This is a genomic window from Streptomyces albiflavescens, assembly GCF_014645835.1.
Taxonomy (GTDB): Bacteria; Actinomycetota; Actinomycetes; order Streptomycetales; family Streptomycetaceae; genus Streptomyces; species Streptomyces albiflavescens.
This window is the reverse complement of the sequence record NZ_BMMM01000004.1, coordinates 533,194-551,713: the sequence shown is the minus strand read 5'-3', so window position 1 is coordinate 551,713 and position 18,520 is coordinate 533,194. Positions and strand designations below refer to the sequence as shown.

The following is an 18,520-nucleotide window of genomic DNA, read 5'->3' as shown; positions in this document are numbered from 1 at the left end:
TCACCTTGTGGCACTATCCGCGCATGACCGAGATCGCGATCAGTGCGGCCCGCTCCCAGCTCGGCGACCTCGTGCGTCGCGCCGCTCACGGCCGGGAGACCATCGCCCTCACCGACCACGGCCACGTCGCCGCGCTCCTCGTCTCTCCCCAGGTGATAGAGGATCTCGAAGACGCCCTCGCCGTCGCCGATTACCAGCGGCGCAAGGCTGAGGGCGCACTCGGCGAAGGCATCCCGCACGAGGAGGTCGGACGCATGCTGGGGCTGCGTCCGTGACCTACAGCATCATCTGGGAACCGGCCGCCACGAACGCGGCGGTGCGATTCCTCAAGGACGACCCGGCCGGGCTCGCTGCCGTCTACGAAGCCGTCGACACACTCGCCAAGACACCGCGCCCGACGAACTCCACCGCCTATGGCCCGAACATCCGCCGCCTACGCGTCGACGATTACCGGGTTCTGTATGTCATCGACGACGACGTGATCCGCATCCTCGTCACCCACCTGGGCCTCACGCCCTGACGACCGGCTCCAGGAACTCCAGGCGGTTGCCGACGGGGTCCTCGGAGTAGAAGCGCCGGTGCCCGGGGAGGTCGCCGTCCCAGGTGACGAGCGCCCCGTGGGCGGCCAGCCGTGCGGCGTACGCCTCGATCCCGGTCACCCGCAGCCCCGGGTGCGCCTTCTTCGCGGGCCGGAAGTCGTCCTCGATCCCCAGGTGGAGCTGCACGGCCCCCGCCCGGAACCAGCAGCCCCCGCGCGCGGCCAGCGGCGGCGGCTTGGGCATCTCGCTCATCCCGAGGACCTCGACGTAGTACCTCCGCAGCCGATCCTCGGACCCCGGGGGCGCGGCGAGCTGCACATGATCGACGGCGGCGAGCATCAGGCAGCGGCCTTCCTGGCCACGACGAACAGCCGGCGGAAGGGGAGCACCGTCCCGTACGGCTCCGTCGGATAGGCGTCGCGCAGCAGGTCCCGGTATGCGTCCACGAAGGCGTCCCGGGCCTCCGGGTCGTCCGCGAGGGCCGTGAGGGCGGGCCGCAACCCCGTGCCCTTCGCCCAGTCCAGCACCGGGTCCTCGCCCGGCAGGAGCTGCATGTACGTCGTCTCCCAGACGTCCGCCTCGCAGCCGAGCCGGGCCAGCCGGTCCAGGTAGACCAGCGGGTCGTGGACCGAGTCCTCGTGGCGCAGGACGCCGTCGAGCAGGTCCTTCCAACGGGCGGTGGCAGCGAGTTCGCGCATCAGGGCGTGCAGGGGCGCGTCGATGTTGTTGGGGACCTGGAAGGCGAAGGCGCCGCCGGGGGCGAGCGCGTCGAGCCAGGCCGGGAAGGACTCCAGATGCCCCGGCACCCACTGGAGCGCCGCGTTCGAGACGATCAGGTCGTACGTCTCCGGGGGCGCCCAGTGCGTGAGGTCGGCTTGGGCGAAGTCGAGCCGGCCGCCGCCGGCCGTGGGACCGGCGTACTCCTTGGTCCTGGCGAGCATCTCCGGGGAGTTGTCGTAGCCGGTGATGTGCGCGGCGGGCCAGCGTTCGGCGAGCTGGGTCGTGACGTTGCCGGGGCCGCAGCCGAGGTCGGCGATGCGGGCCGGGTCGCGGGGCAACGCCGGGACGTGGGCGAGGAGGTCGGCGAAGGGGCGGGCACGGTGCTGCGCGTGGCGCAGGTACTGGCTCGGGTCCCAGCTGGGGGTGGTGGCGGCGGACATGAGTGGGGCCTCCTGGAGAGCAGGGAAACCATCGTGAGGACTGTCTCGAGAACTGATCGAGCTGCCGCGAGAATTATCTTGACTTCAAGATACTCTACATCAAGAGACTTCATGTCGACACAACCATTACACTGATCGTCATGGAGGACGAGGTCGATCGGCTGGTCTCTGCGTGGCGCCGGGAGCGCCCGGACCTCGACGTGGAGCCACTAGAGGTGCTCAGCCGGGTGAGCAGACTGGCCCGGCACTTGGACCGTGCCCGCCGCCTGGCGTTCTCCGAGCACAGCCTGGAGCCCTGGGAGTTCGACGTCCTGACGGCGCTCAGGCGCGCGGGATCGCCGTATCAGCTCTCGCCCGGCCAACTGCTCACCCAGACACTCGTCACCTCGGGCACGATGACGAACCGCATCGACCGGCTGACGAAGAAGGGCCTGGTGGAGCGCCTCCCCGACCCGAGCGACCGCAGGGGCGTGCTCGTACGCCTGACGGACGAGGGCCGCGACCGCGCCGACCAGGCGCTGGCCGGTCTCCTCGATCAGGAGCGCGCGATCCTGGCGGAACTCAGCAGGGCCCAGCGCCTCGAACTGGCGGGCCTGCTACGCCAGTTGACCGCCCCGTTCGACAACATCCCCGGTTAGGTCGACGGGTCCGACCCCGGCACGGCGGGCAAGCGCCACGGCGGCGAGAGTCGAGTGCACGCCCAACTTTCCGAGCACGTTCTGCATATGGGTACGGACGGTGTGCGGCGACAGGAACAGCCGCTCGGCGACGGCCTTCCTCCCCAGCCCGGCGACCATGCACCTCAGCACTTCCCGCTCCCGGGGCGTGAGCGACTCGACGAGCCGTTCGCTCTCGGTGCGGTGCTTGCGCGCGGCGGTCAACTCGCGCAGTACGCCGGTGAGGAGGGCGGGCGGAAGGTGGGTCTCGTCCCGCAACACCCCACGGATGACAGTGAGCAGCCGGGACAACGAACAATCCTTGGCAACCCACCCCGAGGCCCCCGCCTGCAGGGCAAGCGCGGCCCTGCGCGGGTCGTCCTTCTCGGCCAGCACGACGGTCCGTACGCTCGGCTGCCCGGAACGGACACCGGCGACGAGCGAGATCCCGTCCACCAGCCCGTCCTCGTTGCTCTCCTGGACGGGCACGGCCGCCGGACGCATGCCGGGCAGACTGCCGCCCAGGTCCGCGTCGACGAGCAGCACATCGAACCGGCGGCCTTCCGCCGCCGCGCGCTCCAGGCAGCGCAGTGCGGCGGGACCGCTGCCCGCTGCGGACACGTCGACGTCGGGCTCGGCCGCGAGGGCGGCAGCGAGCGACTCGGCGAAGATGCGGTGGTCGTCGACGACCAGTACTCGGATGCGAACCACTCTGAAACCCCCACTGTCGGGGGACGGTCGGTGCGGGTACGGCGCCCGAAGTGATCCCGAGTCCGCTGACGACTCGGAAAGCAGGGTGCCGCAGCCGCACGGCCGCCGCCGTGCTGGAACTGCTACCCCCACTTCGGGCGTCGTACCCGACTGTCTCGCCCCCTGATCAGCACCGGCCCCCACCGGCGCTGTTCATCAGGGTAAGGCCGGGGACCCGGAGCGGAAGGTTATTTGCAGAACTGGTTGGCCAGCGCGTTTATGGTGAGCCGTATGTTTCGTATTGAGACAGGAGACGACAGAGAACGGCGCGATCTGCTCCGCCGGCGCCTGCTGGACACCAACACCGCGGCGTCTCCGGTCCTCCGCGCCCTGCGCGGAACCCCAGGTGAACGCGAACTTCCGCTCCATGTCTGGGCCTTGGACTCCACGGGCGCCCTCGCCGGCGGGCTCGTCGGTCACACCTGGACGACCTGGCTGCACGTGACCTACCTGTGGGTCGACGACAGCCACCGGGGCTCGGGCCTCGGCTCCCGTCTTCTGACCGAGGCCGAGCACATGGCCACCGCCGAGCGCGGCTGCCGCAACGCCCGTCTGGAGACCTGGGACTTCCAGGCCCCCGGCTTCTACAAGAAGCGGGGGTACGAGGTGGTGTGCGTGATTCCGGATTATCCGCCGGGGATCACGGAGTACACGCTGACGAAGCGCTTGGGCTGAGGGGAAGGGCCGAGGGCGCGGAGGACCTTGTTCGCGCAGTTCCCCGCGCCCCCCGAAAGGGGCGCGGGGAACTGCGCGATCTTTTGAGCGGGGGTCTGGGGGCGCAGCCCCCAGTACGGGACGGGTAGGGGCGGAGGGGGCGAAGAAACCCTCAGGCCAAACGCCGTGCCCCTGCCGAAGGTACCGCCGGGAACACACGCGGAGCCGTGAAGCCCGCCGCGGCGAAGGCCTCCTCAATGGCCTTGGCGATCGTGTCCTTGTCGGACGCCTCAGCGAGGACGATCGCCGAGCCGCCGAAGCCGCCGCCCGTCATCCGGGCGCCCAGGGCACCGGAGGAGTTGGCGGTGTCGACGACCAGGTCCAGCTCCGGGCAGGAGATCCGCAGGTCGTCCCGCAGGGACGCGTGGCCGTCGGTGAGGACGGGGCCAATCGCCCGGACGTCGCCCGCGTCCAGCAGCGCGACGACCCGCTCCACACGGTGGTCGTCGGAGACGACATGGCGGACGTAGCGGCGTACGCGCTCGTCGGAGAGACGGGCCAGCGCCGCGTCCAACTCCTCGTACGCGACGTCACGGAGGTGGGAGACACCCAGCTGCCGCGCCCCCTCCTCGCACCCTTCCCGCCGCTCCGCGTACGCCCCGTCGCCCAGCGCGTGCTTCACGCGGGTGTCGACGACCAGGAGTTCCAGGCCGTGGGCGGGCAGGTCGAAGGGGATCTGGCGGATCGACAGGTCGCGGCAGTCGAGGTGCACGGCGTGGCCCTCGGTGCAGCACGCGGACGCCGTCTGGTCCATCACGCCGCAGGGGACGCCGACGAAGTCGTTCTCGGCGCGCTGGGCGATGATCGCCAGCTCCGGGCCGGACAGGCCCAGTTCGTAGAGGTCGTTGAGGGCCAGGGCGGTGACCACCTCCAGTGCCGCCGACGACGACAGGCCCGCGCCCGTCGGCACCGTCGAGGCCAGGTGGACGTCCGCGCCGGCGATCGCGTGCCCCGCCTCGCGCAGGACCCAGACGACGCCCGCCGGGTACGCGGCCCAGCTGGTGTTCGTCAGTGGTTCCAGCGCGTCCACGTCCAGCTCGACGATCGGCCCCTCGATGTCCGCCGAGTGGAGCCGCAGGACGCCGTCGGAGCGGCGCGACACCGCCGCCACCGCGGTGTGCGGCAGGGCGAGCGGCATCACGAACCCCTCGTTGAAGTCCGTGTACTCGCCGATCAGGTTGACCCGGCCCGGCGCGGCCCACACGCCCTCGGGAGCCGTTCCGTACAGCTCCTCGAAGCCCTCACGTACCCCCACTTGTCATCCCTTCGCTACGTTTTGTGCGAACTCCCACGCGTCCGCGACGATCCCCGCGAGATCCGCGCGGGACGGGTTCCAGCCGAGTCGCTCCCGGGCGGTGGCCGCGGAAGCCACCAGCACCGCCGGGTCGCCGCCGCGGCGCGGGGCCACGGCCTCGGGGATCGGGTGCCCTGTCACCTGTCGCACCGTCTCGATGACCTCGCGGACGGAGAAACCGTTGCCGTTGCCGAGGTTGCAGATCAGGTGTTCGGCGGGAGTGGCCGCCTTCAGCGCCAGGAGGTGGGCTTCCGCCAGGTCCGCGACGTGGATGTAGTCACGGATGCACGTGCCGTCCGGCGTCGGGTAGTCGTCGCCGTAGATCGAGATGGCGTCGCGGCGGCCCTGCGCGACCTGGAGGACCAGGGGGATCAAATGCGACTCGGGGTCGTGGCGCTCCCCGCACGCCCCGTATGCGCCCGCCACGTTGAAGTAGCGCAGCGATACCGCGCCCAGTCCGTGCGCCGCCGCCTCGCCGGTGATCATGTGGTCGACGGCGAGCTTCGAGGCGCCGTAGGGGTTGGTGGGCCTGGTGGGCGCCGACTCGACGATCGGCGTCGTCTCCGGTTCGCCGTACGTCGCCGCCGTGGAGGAGAAGACCAGCTTGCGGACGCCCGCCTCGCGCATCGCGGCGAGCAGCGCCATCGTGCCGCCGACGTTGTTGTCCCAGTACTTCTCGGGCTTCACGACCGACTCGCCGACCTGTGAGAACGCGGCGAAGTGGAGCACGGCGTCGAACGAGGAGTCCAGCCACTTGGCCGCGTCCCGGATGTCGCCCTCCACGAACGAAGCACCCGCCGGCACGCCCTCCCGGAAGCCCGTCGAGAGGTTGTCCAGTACGACGACCTCGTGGCCCGCCTCGATCAGGTGCTGCGCGACCACACTGCCCACATAGCCCGCGCCACCGGTGACCAGGTACTTCCCACTCATGAACTCGCTACCTCTCGCAGTCGCTGGGCCGCGGTCTCCGGCGGCACGTCGTTGATGAACACGCTCATGCCGGATTCGGAACCCGCGAGAAACTTCAGCTTGCCGGAAGTGCGGCGAATGGTGAAAAGCTCAAGGTGAAGCGCGAAGTCGTCGCGGTTGACGCCCTCGAAGTCCTCCAGCGCGCCGAAGGGCGCCTGGTGCCAGGCGGCGATGTACGGCGTCGGAGGCTCGCCCGCCCCTTCCTTCCCTCCACCCGGCGCCCCTTCTTTCCCGCCACCCCGCGCCCCTTCTTTCCCGCCACCCCGCGCCCCTTCTTTCCCGCCACCCCGCCCATCGAAGATCCGGTCGAAGCGCCTCAAGAGTTCCAGATAGACCTGGGGGAATTCTGTGCGCGCGTCCTCGTCGAGGCCGAGCAGGTCGGGCACGCGGCGCCGCGGATAGAGGTGGACCTCGTACGGCCAGTGCGCCGCGTACGGCACGAAGGCCACCCAGTGGTCACTCGACAGGACGACCCGGGAGCCGTCCGCCACCTCGCGCGCGACGACCTCGTCGAAGAGGTTCTCCCCGCCGGTCGCCTCCTTGTGGGCCGCCAGCGAACGCAGCATCAGCGCGGTGCGCGGGGTGGTGAAGGGGTAGCCGTAGATCTGTCCGTGGGGGTGGCCGAGGGTCACGCCGATCTCGGCGCCGCGGTTCTCGAAGCAGAAGACCTGTTCGACGGAGGAGTGGTGGGACAGCTCGGCGGTCCGGTCCGTCCACGCTTCCAGCACCAGTCGCGCCTGATCCTCCGTGAGATCGGCGAAGGACGCGTCGTGGTCGGAGGTGAAGCAGACGACCTCGCAGCGGCCGGAGTCACCGGCCAGTGAGGGGAAGCGGTTCTCGAAGACCACGACGTCGTACGAGGAGTCGGGGATCTCGCTCAGCCGGTCGCCGGAGGAGGGGCACAGGGGGCATTCGTTCGCCGGCGGGTGGTACGTACGGCCCTGGCGGTGCGAGGCGATCGCGACCGAATCGCCGAGCAGCGGGTCGCGGCGTACCTCCGAAGTGGTGACGGTCGGGTCGAGCGGGCGCCGATCCACCGCGTCACGCACCACGTCGTCGCGTGAGTCGTAGTAGATGAGCTCACGACCGTCGGCGAGCCGGGTCGAGGTCTTCTTCACAGTCGGACTCCCCATCCGCACCCATTCAAATCTTCAAACAGAACCGAACACAACAAACCACATATCACCACCCTCGTCAACATCACAATCAAACAAAGGGCACCATCAAAAGTGTTCATTTCTTGAACGCGGAGGCGTAGGTTCCGCTCTTGATCAGTTCGCGCAACGAAGCGAGACGAAGCGAGTTCTTATGCAGTCCCCCACACAATCCCCCACGTTCCTCGCCGAACCGGACATCCATCTCGCCGCCGGGCTCCGGCTCCCCACCAACGGCCTCGACTACACGATCCTGGCGATCTACTTCGTCGCCGTCCTCGGCATCGGTTTCGCCGCCCGCCGCTCGGTCAAGACGAGCCTCGACTTCTTCCTCTCAGGGCGCTCACTGCCCGCGTGGGTCACCGGACTCGCGTTCATCTCCGCCAACCTGGGCGCCACCGAGATCCTGGGCATGGCCGCCAACAGCGCCCAGTACGGCGTCTACACCGTGCACTGGTACTGGATCGGCGCCATCCCCGCCATGGTCTTCCTCGGCCTGGTGATGATGCCCTTCTACTACGGCTCCAAGGTCCGCTCGGTCCCCGAGTTCCTGCTGCTGCGCTTCGACAAATGGGCGCACCTGCTGAGTTCGATCCTGTTCGCCTGCGCCGCCATCCTGATCGCAGGCGTCAATCTCTACTCGCTCGCGATCGTCGTCGAGGCTCTGCTCGGCTGGCCGCAGTGGGTGGCGATCGTGGTGGCCGGACTCTTCGTCCTGGCGTACATCACGCTCGGCGGCCTGTCCTCCGCCATCTACAACGAAGTACTGCAGTTCTTCGTCATCCTCGCCGCGCTGATCCCGATCGCCGCGCTCGGACTGAAGCGGGTGGGCGGCTGGGACGGCCTGACGAACTCCCTCGACAAGACCCACGGCGCCAACTTCACGACCGCGTGGGGCGGCACAGGCATCGGCAGCGACAACCCGCTGGGCGCGAACTGGCTGACCATCGTGCTCGGCCTCGGTTTCGTGCTCTCCTTCGGCTACTGGACGACGAACTTCGCCGAGGTCCAGCGCGCGCTGTCGGCCAAGAACCTCTCCGCGGCCCAGCGCACCCCGCTGATTGCCGCGTACCCGAAGATCTTCATCGTCTTCCTGGTGATGATCCCGGGCCTGGTGGCGGCCGTCCTGGTCCCGAAGATCGGCACGAGCGGCTCGGACCTGCAGTACAACGACGCGATCCCCTATCTGATGCAGGAGCTGTTGCCGAACGGCGTTCTCGGCATCGCGGTGACGGGGCTCCTCGCTGCCTTCATGGCGGGCATGGCGGCCAACGTCTCGTCCTTCAACACGGTCTTCACGACGGACATCTGGGCGAAGTACGTGGTCAGAGGACGGGAGGACGGCTACTACGTCCGCTTCGGCCGCCTGATCACGGTGCTCGGCGTCCTGGCGTCGATGGGCACGGCGTTCCTGGCGTCGTCCTTCTCGAACATCATGAGCTACCTGCAGGCACTGTTCTCCTTCTTCAACGTGCCGATGTTCGTGGTCTTCATCATCGGCATGTTCTGGAAGCGCGCGTCGGTGAAGTCGGGCTTCTGGGGCCTGCTGGCCGGCACGACCGCGGCGATGATCAATTACTTCGTCATCTACAAGCAGGGCATCATCGACATCCCCTCCGACCAGGGCGCCAACTTCGTCTCGGCGATCGCGGGCTTCGTGGCCGGTGCGGTGGTCATGGTGGCGGTCTCGCTCTTCACCGCACCGAAGCCGGAGGAGGACCTTCAAGGCCTCGTCTACGGGACCCGCTCCCCCGGCATGGCCGAGCCGCCCGCCGCCGGCGACGACGCCTGGTACCGCAAGCCGGCCCTACTGGGCTGGGGCGCGTTGATCCTGGCGGCCGCCTGCTACATCCCGTTCTCGTTCTGATCTCGTTGCGACGAGGGAGGCTTAAGAAACCATGTCCGACCATTACTCCGACCGCGACGTCCAGCGCGAGGTCATCGAGCTGGAGCAGAAGTCTGCGACCGCGACCCGCCTCTTCGACATCCGCCTCATGATCGGCGGCCTGTTCGTGATCTACGGCGTCATCGTCACGATCGCCGGCATCACCGTCTCCGACGCCAACCTCGCCAAGGCCGCGGGCGTCAACATCAACCTCTGGACGGGGCTCGGCATGCTCGCCCTGGGGGTGTTCTTCCTGGTCTGGCTCTGGCTGCGCCCGCTGACGCCGCCGGTGCCACCGGCGTCCGAGAACGAGGGGGCCCTGGAGTAACACCCGTGTGCGGGGCCGGAGTTCACTGAGCGGAAGTCCGGCCCCGTACGACTGTTGATCATTCGGGCTCCCCGGCCGGACGACTGGCCCTGTTCCGCCACCGAATGGCCACGTCTCGCATCACCGGCGACGAACCCCCGGCAACGCCCGGGGGCCGACTCGCCAGGGCCGGCCAGGGGAGCTTCACTCCTGGAGCCCGTCGACGGGAGCCGGCACCGGACCCGCCCGTTCCAGCAACCCCGTCCGCGCCGCCAGCGCCGCCGCCTCCAACCGCGACCCCACCCCCAGCTTCATCAGCACCCGCTGGACATGGGTCCGGGCCGTCGACGGAGCGATCCCCATTCCGGCGGCGATGAGGCGCGTGTCCTCACCGTCCGCCACCCGGACCAGGACCTCGACCTCCCTCGGAGTGAGCATCTGGAGCAGGCGTTGGCCCTCGTCGTCCGGCTGGGCGGCAGGGTTGAGGAGTTCGCTGAAGGCGCCCTGCAACAGCTGCGGAGCGACCGCCGCCTCGCCCGCCCTCGCCTTCATGATCGCGCGCTCGACGCCCTCTATGCGTTCGTCATGGCGTACGTAGCCCGAGGCGCCGGCGGCGAACGCGGCCGCGATGCCGCGTGGGTTCGGTACCGGGCCCAGGACGAGGACCGCCACCTGCGGGCGCTCCCGTTTGATCTTCACCACCGGGTCGAAGATCCCCGGCTCGGCCGGTGCAGCCGTGCCGATCAGGCACACCTCGGGTGCCCGTGTGATCACCAGCTCCGCCGCTCCCGCGGCGGGCGCCGCCGCGGCGAGCACCCGGTGCCCGCGCAGCTTCAAGGCCGAGGCCAACGCCTCGGCGAGCAGTCGGTGGTCGTCGACCACCATGAGCCGCACTCCCATCAGGCAACCCCCCAGTCCCCCCAAGCATCCCCACTGGTTCCCCGTGGATTAGGAGCCCCCCGGCTCTCCATCCCCCGGAAGCTACACGCTTGTTCGACGTTGCGCTTCCCCTACTGGTGAGAAGTGCCCCGGAATATCGAAATCCCTCCCATTCGGGAGTGATGAGGGGTACGCGAACGACCCCGCCCCTGAGCAGGGATCCTGCACCAGGGGCGGGGTCGTTCACAACAGCGCGTTCACCAACTGGGCGCCGCGGACGATCGTGCGCGACTACCGCGTACCGAAGGCGATCGCCAGGTACTCCTTGTCGTCCGAGGCCGACAGCTTGTGGGCGTAGACCGCGGACATGTACAGATGGCCGTCCTTGTAGAGGATCTCGGCGTACTCCGGGAGCATGGTGGTCTCCGCGTCGCGGACCGCCTCGGTCGCCGGGTTCTCCAGGAGCTTGGTCTCCTTGAACGAGGTGCCGTCGATGGTGACGATCTGCCCGCCCTTGTCGTACGGCGGACGCTTGTACGCCAGGATGTTGCCGCCATCCATGCGCAGCGGGGTGATGGTGTAGCCGTCACCCGCGTCCGCGCGCTGGCCGGTCTGCTTGCCGGTGGCCAGGTCGAAGGCGACGATCTCGTTGGTCTGGCTGTACTCGCCGGTGCCGTCGTGCTCCTCGGTCGGGATGTAGAGCCTGTCGTTGCCGACGGCGAGCGAGGAGCAGTACTCGATCCTGGTGATCCCGTCGCACCGGGCGGCGTACGTCTTGCCGGGCGCCGAGATCTTCGTACGCAGCTTGCCGGTCTTGTTGTCGAGGGAGAAGAAGTCCGAGATGCCGCTGCCGTCACCGGCGGAGTCGCCGACGTCGGCGGCGACGACCAGCGGGTTGGTCGACACGACGCTCGCGTACTCGATGCCGGGCGACATCTTGTACTCGGAGAGCACCTTCCCGGACTTCGGGTCGATGGTCTGGATGTGCAGCTGACGCGTGCTGCCGTACTCGCCGCACTTGCGGACCGCGACCAGCTTGTCGCCGCCGCCGTATCCGGAGTCGTAGCAGCTGTCCGTGGGCTTCGGCGCCCACAGCTGCTTGCCGCTTCCGATGTCGAACGCGGCGCCGCCGCTGGTGCTGCCCGCGGCGACCGTGTTCGCGCTCACGGTGACGTTGTCGAGGCTGATCAGCTGGTCACCGGACTTGACCGTCTTGGTCCACAGCTTCTTGCCGATGTCGAGGTCGAGGGCCGCGAGCTGGCTGCAGCCGTGCGAGGGCTCCGCCTTGGTCGGCATGGCGGGCTCGTAGATGATCGCCGTCCGGTTGGACTCGGTGCTGTGGCGGCTGGCCTGGCACACCGGGCCGGGGAGCTTGATCGTCCAGAGCTTGGCGCCCGAGTCGGGGTCGTAGCCGTTGATCTCGGCGTTGCCGCTCTTGGCGTACACCTTGTCGGTGAGCCAGGAGCCGACGGTGGTGACGCTGCTGTCGTCCTTCACGGCGGGCGCGGGCACCTGGAACAGCACCTTGGAGCTGGTGTTGGACGGCACCTTCTCCTTGCCGTTGGAGCCGCCGGTCTTGCCGCCGTCCTTGCCGTCCTTGCCGCCGGTGCCGCCGTTCGTACCGGACGAGTTGTTCTTGCCGTCGTCCTTGCCGGACAAGTTGGCATACCAGACACCGCCGCCGATGATCAGCGCGACGGCGGCCACCGCCGCCACGATGATGACCAGCTGACTGTTGAACTTCCGCCCGCCGCCCTGAGGAGCCTGCGGCTGCATCGGCGTGGTCTGCTGGGGGTAGCCGTACGGCTGCTGCTGCGTGCCGTACTGCGGCTGCTGGCCCGGGTAGCCGTAGCCGGGCTGGGCCGGGGGCGGCGTCTGGGGGTAGCCGTACGGCTGCTGCGGCGGGGCGGGCGGAGGCGACTGCGGAGCGGGCGTCTGCGGGTAGCCGTAGCCGGGGCCCTGCGCGGGCGGCGGGGGCGTCGGGGCGCCGAAACCGCCCGGGGGCGGGTCCTGCGGGGCGCCGAAACCGCCGGGCGGCGGGTCCTGGGGCGCGCCGAAACCGCCCTGCGGGGGCTGGTTCGGCGGTGGCGGGGGCGGCTGACTCATGACGTGTGTACCTCGGAATACGAAGGGATGGCGGGTCTGAACGAGAGGAGGACGAGGGTCACTTGCCGTAGGCCAGCATCAACTTCTCCTTCGTCTCGTCATTGCCCGTCAGCCGGGTGGTGGAGATGTAGAAGCGCCCGTCCACATAGTCGACCGCCTTCGAGAAGAAGCTGTTCTCGATGTCCGCGGTGCCCTGCGGCATCTGCAGCAGCTTCGTGGTCCTGTGGCTGCTGCCGGTCGTCGGGATCGACACGATCCGGCCACCGCCGTCGTACGACGGCTCGACGTACGCGACGAGATTCGTGCCGTCCTTCCGCATCGGCAGCATCGTCTCGTCCGCCGGGGACTTGACGCGCCACTTCTCCTTGCCGGTCTCCAGGCTGAACGCGACGATCTCGTTGGCGCCGGTCTTCGCCTCGGTCGGCAGATAGAGGGTGTTGGCGTCGGCGGCGGTGCCGAAGCAGCCCGACAGGTCACGGTTGAGGACGGCGTAGCCGCACTCGGGCGCGAAGGCGTCCTTGCTCTCCAGTTGCGAGCGGAGGTCGCCGTTGTTCTTCAGAGTGGTGACGTTGACCCGCTTCTTGTCGTCATTGGTCATGTAGAGGACGACCGGATCGACGGAGTACGCACGCTCGACCCGCCAGCCCTTGGGGATCTTCGTGGTCCACTTGGCCTTGCCGGTGGCCGGGTCCAGCTCCTGCACCTCGTCGTGCTCGGTGTCGGAGCCGACGCCGCAGGACGAGACGGCCAGCAGCTTGGGGCCGCCCGCGAACGCGGCCGGGTAGCAGCCCGAGCCGTACTTCTCCTTGTCCCACAGCTTCTTGCCGCTGGCCACGTCGTACGCCGTGCCGGACATCGAGCGGCCGACCGTCAGGGTGTCGCCGGTGATGGACAGCTCGATGGTGAGCGTGCTGTCGAAGAGTTCGCCGTCGGGGATCTTCCCGCTCCAGCCCTTGGCGCCGGTGTTGAGGTCGATCTCCTGGAGCTGGTTGCACTTGGCGCTGTCGCTGGAGCCGCTCATGTACGCCACGAAGGCCTTGTTGTCGGACGTCTTCTGCGGGGTGACCGCGCAGATCTTCTGCGGGAAGGTCAGCGCGTCCCAAGTGGGCTTGCCGTCCCCGACGTTGTAGGCGAAGACCTGCTTGTACGCCGCCTTCACCGCGGCCTTGTCGGTGATCCACAGACCGGGGGCGTCCGCGCCGGAACCGGGAGCGTCGGGCGCCTGCTTGTACCAGAGCACCTTCGCCTCACCGGCCTGGCGGTCCGCGTTGAGGTCCTCGGGGTCCTCACCGCCGTTGCCGCTGCCGTCACCGGGGTTGACCGGGTCGTCGGAGGCGGAGGCCTTGGAGGTCGGGCTCTTGTCGGCGACCGGCTTCTTGCCGTCGTCACCGCCGCTGCTGCTGATCGCCCAGACGGTGCCGCCGACCACGAGCAGTGCGGCCACCGCGGCGCCGATGATCATCGCGGGCCTGCCCTTGAAGGGGTTCTTGGAGCCGCCGCCGAGGGGCGGGGTGCCGGGCGCGCCCGGGTACTGCGCCTGGGGCGGGTATCCGTAACCGGGCTGCGGCGGTTGGCCGTAGGGGCCGGGCTGCCCGTACGGCCCCGGCTGCTGCGGCTGGCCGTACGGGCCCGGCTGGGCGTAGGGGCCGGGCTGCTGGGGGTATCCGTAACCGGGCCCCGGAGGACCGGCGGGCGGAGCCTGCGGGGGCGCGGGGGCCTGGGGCGGCTGCGCCGGCGAAGGGGGCGTGCCCTGGGGCGTGTTGGCGGGGGGCGCGCCGAAGCCGCCCTGCGACCGCGGGTCCTGCGGTGCTCCGAAGCCGCCCGCCGGCGGCTGGTCCTGTGGTGCTCCGAAGCCGCCCCCCGGCGGCTGGTCCTGTGGTGCTCCGAAGCCGCCCTGCGGCGGCTGACTGGGCGGCTGACTCATCAGCGCTTCCCCCTCTTCACTGATGTGGCGCCCCACCGGCGGCGCTGGATTCGCGCCTCTCCCAGTGGTTCTCAGACTGTTCTCAGACGGCTCTTTCTATCACTGTGGCGCCCATGAACAGGGGGCCGGTCTTCCCCTGTTCCCAAGGGAGGACCGGCCCGTGATGCCGTCGTTACGCGCCTTCACGCGCCCTTCACCCGGGGCGCACGTCGGCGCCCGTGCGGGCCCCGCGCCGGCATGCGCGCCGGGCCCACTTCGACTGTCGCGCCGTGCACTTCAGGCGTACGCCTTCGTACGCGCCCTACCGCGCGACCGCTCAGGCGTCTTCGGCCAGCTCCAGCCAGCGCAGCTCCAGGTCCTCGCGCTCCCCGGCCAACTCGCGCAATTCCGCGTCGAGTTTGGCGACCCGCTCGAAGTCGGTGGCGTTGTCGGCGATTTGGGTGTGCAGCTTGGTCTCCTTCTCGGAGATCTTGTCCAGCTGCCGCTCGATCTTCTGCAGCTCCTTCTTGGCGGCGCGGGTGTCGGCCGCGGAGGCGGACTTGGTGGCCGCCGGCACCGAGGCGAGCACGGCGGCGGCCGCGACCTCCTCCATCTTCCTGCGACGCTCCAGGTACTCGTCGATCCCGCGCGGCAGCATCCGCAGCGTGCCGTCGCCCAGCAGCGCGAAGACGTTGTCCGTCGTCCGCTCGATGAAGAACCGGTCGTGGGAGATCACGACCATCGACCCGGGCCAGCCGTCGAGCAGGTCCTCCAGCTGCGTGAGGGTCTCGATGTCGAGGTCGTTGGTGGGCTCGTCGAGGAAGAGGACGTTGGGCTCGTCCATCAGGAGCCGCAGGAGCTGCAGCCGACGACGCTCACCGCCGGAGAGGTCCCCGACCGGGGTCCACTGCTTCTCCTTGTTGAAGCCGAACGTCTCGCAGAGCTGCCCCGCGGTCATCTCACGGCCCTTGCCGAGGTCGACCCGGTCACGGACGGCCTGGACGGCCTGCAACACGCGCCAGTTCGGGTCGAGTTCGGCGACCTCCTGCGAGAGGTAGGCCAGCTTGACGGTCTTGCCGGTGACGATCCGCCCGGCGGCGGGCTGCTTCTCCCCCTCACTGCGTGCGGCCTCGGCCAGGGCCCGCAGGAGTGAGGTCTTGCCGGCGCCGTTCACACCGACGAGGCCGACGCGGTCGCCGGGGCCGAGATGCCAGGTGAGGTGCTTGAGCAGCACCTTGGGCCCGGCCTGCACGGTCACGTCCTCGAGATCGAACACGGTCCTGCCGAGCCGCGAGCTGGCGAACTTCATCAGCTCGCTCTTGTCGCGGGGCGGCGGCACGTCCGCGATCAGCTCGTTGGCGGCCTCGACGCGGAAGCGCGGCTTGGAGGTGCGGGCGGGCGCCCCGCGCCGCAGCCAGGCCAGCTCCTTGCGCACGAGGTTCTGCCGCTTGACTTCCTCGGTGGCGGCGATGCGCTCGCGCTCGGCACGCGCGAAGACGTAGTCGGAGTAGCCACCCTCGTACTCGTACACCGCGCCCTTCTGCACGTCCCACATGCGGGTGCTGACCTGGTCCAGGAACCACCGGTCGTGGGTGACGCAGACAAGGGCCGAGCGGCGCTCGCGCAGATGCTGCGCGAGCCAGGCGATGCCTTCCACGTCCAGATGGTTGGTGGGCTCGTCGAGGATGATCAGGTCCTGCTCCTCGATGAGCAGCTTGGCGAGGGCGATGCGGCGGCGCTCTCCACCCGAGAGGGGGCCGATGACGGTGTCCAGCCCCTGCGGGAAACCGGGCAGGTCCAGCCCGCCGAACAGCCCGGTCAGTACGTCCCTGATCTTGGCGTTGCCCGCCCACTCGTGGTCGGCCAGGTCACGGATGACCTCATGGCGGACGGTGGCCGTGGGGTCGAGGGAGTCGTGCTGCGTCAGCACGCCCAGGTGCAGGCCGCCGGAGTGCGTGACGCGGCCGGTGTCGGCCTCCTCCAGCTTGGCGAGCATCCGGATGAGGGTGGTCTTGCCGTCGCCGTTCCGGCCGACCACGCCGATGCGGTCGCCCTCGCTGACGCCGAGGGAGACTCCGTCGAGCAGTGCACGGGTGCCGTACACCTTGCTGACGGACTCGACATTGACCAGGTTGACGGCCATTTCTCTCCTGACAAGGGGGACGATCGACCCTCAAGGGTAGTCCGCGCGGTACGGGGGCCGAGCCGTGAGGGTTTTCGCCCCCTCCGCCCCTGCCCAATCTGCTGGGCGTCGAGCAGATCGACCCGCTGGGCCTGGATCTTCCGGTTCGCCTCGGCCATAGGCGGATCCGAGCGGTATCGCGGATCGGAGCAGTACGCACCGCGGGTCCGAGGAGTACGTCGCAGATCAGAGCACGGTCGCGCCCGGCGCCGGGCTCTCCGTGACCCGCACCGAGCGGCAGGTGCCCGAGGCGAGCAGGGCCTCGGCGACCGTCTTCGCGGACTCGGCGCCCGGCGCGAGGAAGGCCGTGGTCGGACCCGAGCCGGAGACCAGCGCGGCGAGGGCGCCGGCCGCGCGGCCCGCGGCAAGTGTGTCGGCGAGGGCCGGGAAGAGGGAGAGGGCAGCCGGCTGGAGGTCGTTGGAGACCGCGGCCGCGAGAGCGTCGGAGTCCCCCTTCCTCAACGCGTCGAACAGCTCCTGCGAGGCGACGGGTTCGGGGATCCGCACGCCCTCGTTCATCCGGTCGAACTCCCGGAAGACGGCCGGGGTCGACAGCCCCCGCTCGGCCATCGCGAAGACCCAGTGGAAGGTCCCGCCGACCTCCAGCGCCCGCAGTTGCTCGCCCCGGCCGACGCCGAGCGCCGCCCCGCCCACCAGACTGAACGGCACATCGCTGCCCAACTCGGCGCAGATGTCCAGGAGTTCGCCGCGCGAGGCGCCCGTGCCCCACAGTGCGTCGCAGGCGAGGAGCGCACCGGCGCCGTCCGCGCTGCCGCCGGCCATACCGCCGGCGACGGGGATGTCCTTGGCGATGTGGATATGCACGGCGGGGTCGAGGTCGTACCGCCGGGCGAGTTCGAGGGCCGCGCGGGCCGCCAGGTTCGTACGGTCCAGGGGCACCTGCGCGGCGTCCGGCCCCGTGCAGGTGATGCGCAGTTCCTCGGCGGGGGTCACGGTCACCTCGTCGTAGAGGCCGACCGCGAGGAAGACATTGGCCAGGTCGTGGAAGCCGTCGGGGCGGGCGCCGCCGACCGCGAGCTGGACATTGACCTTGGCAGGGACGCGTACCGTCACGCTCACTTACCGGGACTCCTTGTGCTCGGCGATACGCGCGAACTCCTCGACCGTCAGGGACTCCCCGCGGGCCTGCGGCGAGACCCCCGCGGCGACGAGTGCGGCCTCGGCCAAAGGCGCGGATCCGGCCCACCCGGCGAGGGCGGCGCGCAGCGTCTTGCGCCGCTGGGCGAAGGCGGCGTCGACCACGGCGAAGACCTCGCGCTTCGTGGCCGTGGTCTTGATCGGCTCGGTCCGGCGGACGAGCGAAACGAGCCCGCTGTCCACGTTGGGCGCGGGCCAGAAGACATTCCGCCCGATGGCGCCGGCCCGCTTGACCTCGGCATACCAGTTCGCCTTCACGGACGGGACGCCGTACACCTTCGAACCGGGCGCGGCCGCGAGGCGGTCGGCGACCTCGGCCTGCACCATCACGAGCGTGCGCTCGATGGCCGGGAAGGTGTCGAGCATGTGCAGCAGAACGGGTACGGCGACGTTGTACGGGAGGTTGGCGACCAGCGCGGTCGGCGCGGGCCCGGGGAGTTCCTGTACGTGCATCGCGTCGGAGTGCACGAGGGCGAAACGCTCCGCGCGCTCCGGCATGCGGGCCGCGACGGTCGACGGCAGGGCCCCCGCGAGCACGTCGTCGATCTCCACCGCGACGACCCTCTCGGCCACCTCCAGCAGGGCGAGTGTCAGCGAGCCGAGCCCGGGACCCACCTCCACGACCACGTCGTCGGGCCGCACGTCCGCGGTGCGCACGATACGGCGCACGGTGTTCGCGTCGATCACAAAGTTCTGGCCGCGCTGCTTGGTGGGCCGCACGCCGAGAGCACCCGCGAGTTCGCGGATGTCGGCGGGGCCCAGGAGGGCGTCGGGGGTGGGGCTGGTCACGGGGCAAGGGTACGTGTGCGGGGGGCCGCTGCGGTTTTTCGGGTGCGGGTGGGTGGGGCGCTTGTCGCGGAGTTC

18 protein-coding genes are annotated in these 18,520 nt (G+C 69.7%); 6 read left to right on the top strand and 12 right to left on the bottom strand.

Annotation, left to right across the window (positions count from 1 at the left end):
- Positions 1-23: 23 nt before the first annotated feature.
- Both IEY95_RS14850 and IEY95_RS14845 read left to right on the top strand, forming a co-directional pair.
- Entirely contained in the window at positions 24-275 is a 252-nt protein-coding gene (locus IEY95_RS14850; protein WP_189186450.1) for a type II toxin-antitoxin system Phd/YefM family antitoxin, read from the top strand.
- Positions 272-520 carry a type II toxin-antitoxin system RelE family toxin gene (locus IEY95_RS14845; protein WP_189186449.1) on the top strand — a complete coding sequence of 83 codons (249 nt, stop codon included), beginning with the start codon at positions 272-274 and terminating at the stop codon, positions 518-520. Before IEY95_RS14850 ends, IEY95_RS14845 begins: the two co-directional genes overlap by 4 nt.
- On the opposite strand, the gene IEY95_RS14840 is transcribed toward IEY95_RS14845, so the two are convergent.
- Complete coding sequence (locus tag IEY95_RS14840; protein ID WP_189186448.1) at positions 510-878, bottom strand: VOC family protein; 369 nt, start codon at positions 876-878, stop codon at positions 510-512. The two genes, IEY95_RS14845 and IEY95_RS14840, sit on opposite strands and share 11 nt — an antisense overlap.
- The gene (locus IEY95_RS14835; protein WP_189186447.1) at positions 878-1,699 is read right to left on the bottom strand and encodes a trans-aconitate 2-methyltransferase; all 822 of its coding nucleotides are present in this window, start codon (positions 1,697-1,699) and stop codon (positions 878-880) included. The genes IEY95_RS14840 and IEY95_RS14835 overlap by 1 nt, the downstream gene beginning before the upstream one ends.
- Positions 1,700-1,839: 140 nt before the next feature.
- On the opposite strand from IEY95_RS14835, the gene tamR reads away from it, so the two are divergent.
- Complete coding sequence (gene tamR / locus IEY95_RS14830) at positions 1,840-2,337, top strand: MarR family transcriptional regulator TamR (protein ID WP_189186446.1); 498 nt, start codon at positions 1,840-1,842, stop codon at positions 2,335-2,337.
- Here the strand turns inward: tamR and IEY95_RS14825 are convergent.
- Positions 2,296-3,066 (bottom strand): LuxR C-terminal-related transcriptional regulator, encoded by a 771-nt coding sequence (locus IEY95_RS14825; RefSeq protein ID WP_189186445.1) that lies wholly within the window; start codon positions 3,064-3,066, stop codon positions 2,296-2,298. The genes tamR and IEY95_RS14825 overlap by 42 nt on opposite strands.
- A gap of 258 nt (positions 3,067-3,324) precedes the next feature.
- On the opposite strand from IEY95_RS14825, the gene IEY95_RS14820 reads away from it, so the two are divergent.
- A complete protein-coding gene (locus tag IEY95_RS14820) occupies positions 3,325-3,780 on the top strand; it encodes a GNAT family N-acetyltransferase (protein ID WP_189186524.1) in 456 nt (151 codons plus the stop codon).
- Between the two features lie 151 nt (positions 3,781-3,931).
- Here IEY95_RS14820 and galK read toward each other — a convergent pair whose 3' ends face one another.
- The 3 genes from galK to galT are packed head-to-tail and all read right to left on the bottom strand — an operon-like array spanning position 3,932 to position 7,200.
- Positions 3,932-5,074 carry a galactokinase gene (gene galK / locus IEY95_RS14815; protein ID WP_189186444.1) on the bottom strand — a complete coding sequence of 381 codons (1,143 nt, stop codon included), beginning with the start codon at positions 5,072-5,074 and terminating at the stop codon, positions 3,932-3,934.
- A gap of 3 nt (positions 5,075-5,077) precedes the next feature.
- Entirely contained in the window at positions 5,078-6,043 is a 966-nt protein-coding gene (gene galE / locus IEY95_RS14810) for a UDP-glucose 4-epimerase GalE (RefSeq protein WP_189186443.1), read from the bottom strand.
- Positions 6,040-7,200: a galactose-1-phosphate uridylyltransferase gene (galT, locus tag IEY95_RS14805; protein WP_189186442.1), complete on the bottom strand. Its 1,161-nt coding sequence runs from the start codon at positions 7,198-7,200 to the stop codon at positions 6,040-6,042. The genes galE and galT overlap by 4 nt, the downstream gene beginning before the upstream one ends.
- A 190-nt stretch (positions 7,201-7,390) precedes the next feature.
- Between galT and IEY95_RS14800 the strand changes: the two genes are divergently transcribed.
- Complete coding sequence (locus IEY95_RS14800; protein ID WP_189186441.1) at positions 7,391-9,103, top strand: sodium:solute symporter family protein; 1,713 nt, start codon at positions 7,391-7,393, stop codon at positions 9,101-9,103.
- Between the two features lie 31 nt (positions 9,104-9,134).
- Positions 9,135-9,449 (top strand): hypothetical protein, encoded by a 315-nt coding sequence (locus IEY95_RS14795; RefSeq protein WP_189186440.1) that lies wholly within the window; start codon positions 9,135-9,137, stop codon positions 9,447-9,449.
- Between the two features lie 183 nt (positions 9,450-9,632).
- Here IEY95_RS14795 and IEY95_RS14790 read toward each other — a convergent pair whose 3' ends face one another.
- The 6 genes from IEY95_RS14790 to rsmA all read right to left on the bottom strand — a co-directional run bounded on the left by IEY95_RS14790 (position 9,633) and on the right by rsmA (position 18,445).
- Complete coding sequence (locus IEY95_RS14790; RefSeq protein ID WP_189186439.1) at positions 9,633-10,328, bottom strand: helix-turn-helix transcriptional regulator; 696 nt, start codon at positions 10,326-10,328, stop codon at positions 9,633-9,635.
- Between the two features lie 270 nt (positions 10,329-10,598).
- Positions 10,599-12,413 (bottom strand): outer membrane protein assembly factor BamB family protein, encoded by a 1,815-nt coding sequence (locus tag IEY95_RS14785; RefSeq protein WP_189186438.1) that lies wholly within the window; start codon positions 12,411-12,413, stop codon positions 10,599-10,601.
- 58 nt (positions 12,414-12,471) lie between these two features.
- Positions 12,472-14,337 carry an outer membrane protein assembly factor BamB family protein gene (locus tag IEY95_RS14780; protein WP_189186437.1) on the bottom strand — a complete coding sequence of 622 codons (1,866 nt, stop codon included), beginning with the start codon at positions 14,335-14,337 and terminating at the stop codon, positions 12,472-12,474.
- A gap of 316 nt (positions 14,338-14,653) precedes the next feature.
- The gene (locus tag IEY95_RS14775) at positions 14,654-16,459 is read right to left on the bottom strand and encodes an ABC-F family ATP-binding cassette domain-containing protein (RefSeq protein WP_189186436.1); all 1,806 of its coding nucleotides are present in this window, start codon (positions 16,457-16,459) and stop codon (positions 14,654-14,656) included.
- Between the two features lie 225 nt (positions 16,460-16,684).
- On the bottom strand, positions 16,685-17,578 hold the full coding sequence (locus IEY95_RS14770) for a 4-(cytidine 5'-diphospho)-2-C-methyl-D-erythritol kinase (RefSeq protein WP_189186435.1): 894 nt from the start codon (positions 17,576-17,578) through the stop codon (positions 16,685-16,687).
- Complete coding sequence (gene rsmA / locus IEY95_RS14765) at positions 17,579-18,445, bottom strand: 16S rRNA (adenine(1518)-N(6)/adenine(1519)-N(6))-dimethyltransferase RsmA (RefSeq protein WP_189186434.1); 867 nt, start codon at positions 18,443-18,445, stop codon at positions 17,579-17,581. It abuts the gene before it with no gap.
- Positions 18,446-18,520 lie beyond the last annotated feature (75 nt).

Excerpts from the sequence above, each read along its gene's own strand:
- IEY95_RS14850 (WP_189186450.1), top strand. The coding sequence starts at position 24 with ATGACCGAGATCGCGATCAGTGCGGCCCGCTCCCAGCTCGGCGACCTC.
- IEY95_RS14840 (WP_189186448.1), bottom strand. The coding sequence starts at position 878 with ATGCTCGCCGCCGTCGATCATGTGCAGCTCGCCGCGCCCCCGGGGTCC.
- IEY95_RS14835 (WP_189186447.1), bottom strand. The coding sequence starts at position 1,699 with ATGTCCGCCGCCACCACCCCCAGCTGGGACCCGAGCCAGTACCTGCGC.
- tamR (WP_189186446.1), top strand. The coding sequence starts at position 1,840 with ATGGAGGACGAGGTCGATCGGCTGGTCTCTGCGTGGCGCCGGGAGCGC.
- IEY95_RS14820 (WP_189186524.1), top strand. The coding sequence starts at position 3,325 with ATGGTGAGCCGTATGTTTCGTATTGAGACAGGAGACGACAGAGAACGG.
- galE (WP_189186443.1), bottom strand. The coding sequence starts at position 6,043 with ATGAGTGGGAAGTACCTGGTCACCGGTGGCGCGGGCTATGTGGGCAGT.
- IEY95_RS14800 (WP_189186441.1), top strand. The coding sequence starts at position 7,391 with ATGCAGTCCCCCACACAATCCCCCACGTTCCTCGCCGAACCGGACATC.
- IEY95_RS14795 (WP_189186440.1), top strand. The coding sequence starts at position 9,135 with ATGTCCGACCATTACTCCGACCGCGACGTCCAGCGCGAGGTCATCGAG.
- IEY95_RS14790 (WP_189186439.1), bottom strand. The coding sequence starts at position 10,328 with ATGGGAGTGCGGCTCATGGTGGTCGACGACCACCGACTGCTCGCCGAG.
- IEY95_RS14785 (WP_189186438.1), bottom strand. The coding sequence starts at position 12,413 with ATGAGTCAGCCGCCCCCGCCACCGCCGAACCAGCCCCCGCAGGGCGGT.
- IEY95_RS14780 (WP_189186437.1), bottom strand. The coding sequence starts at position 14,337 with ATGAGTCAGCCGCCCAGTCAGCCGCCGCAGGGCGGCTTCGGAGCACCA.
- IEY95_RS14775 (WP_189186436.1), bottom strand. The coding sequence starts at position 16,459 with ATGGCCGTCAACCTGGTCAATGTCGAGTCCGTCAGCAAGGTGTACGGC.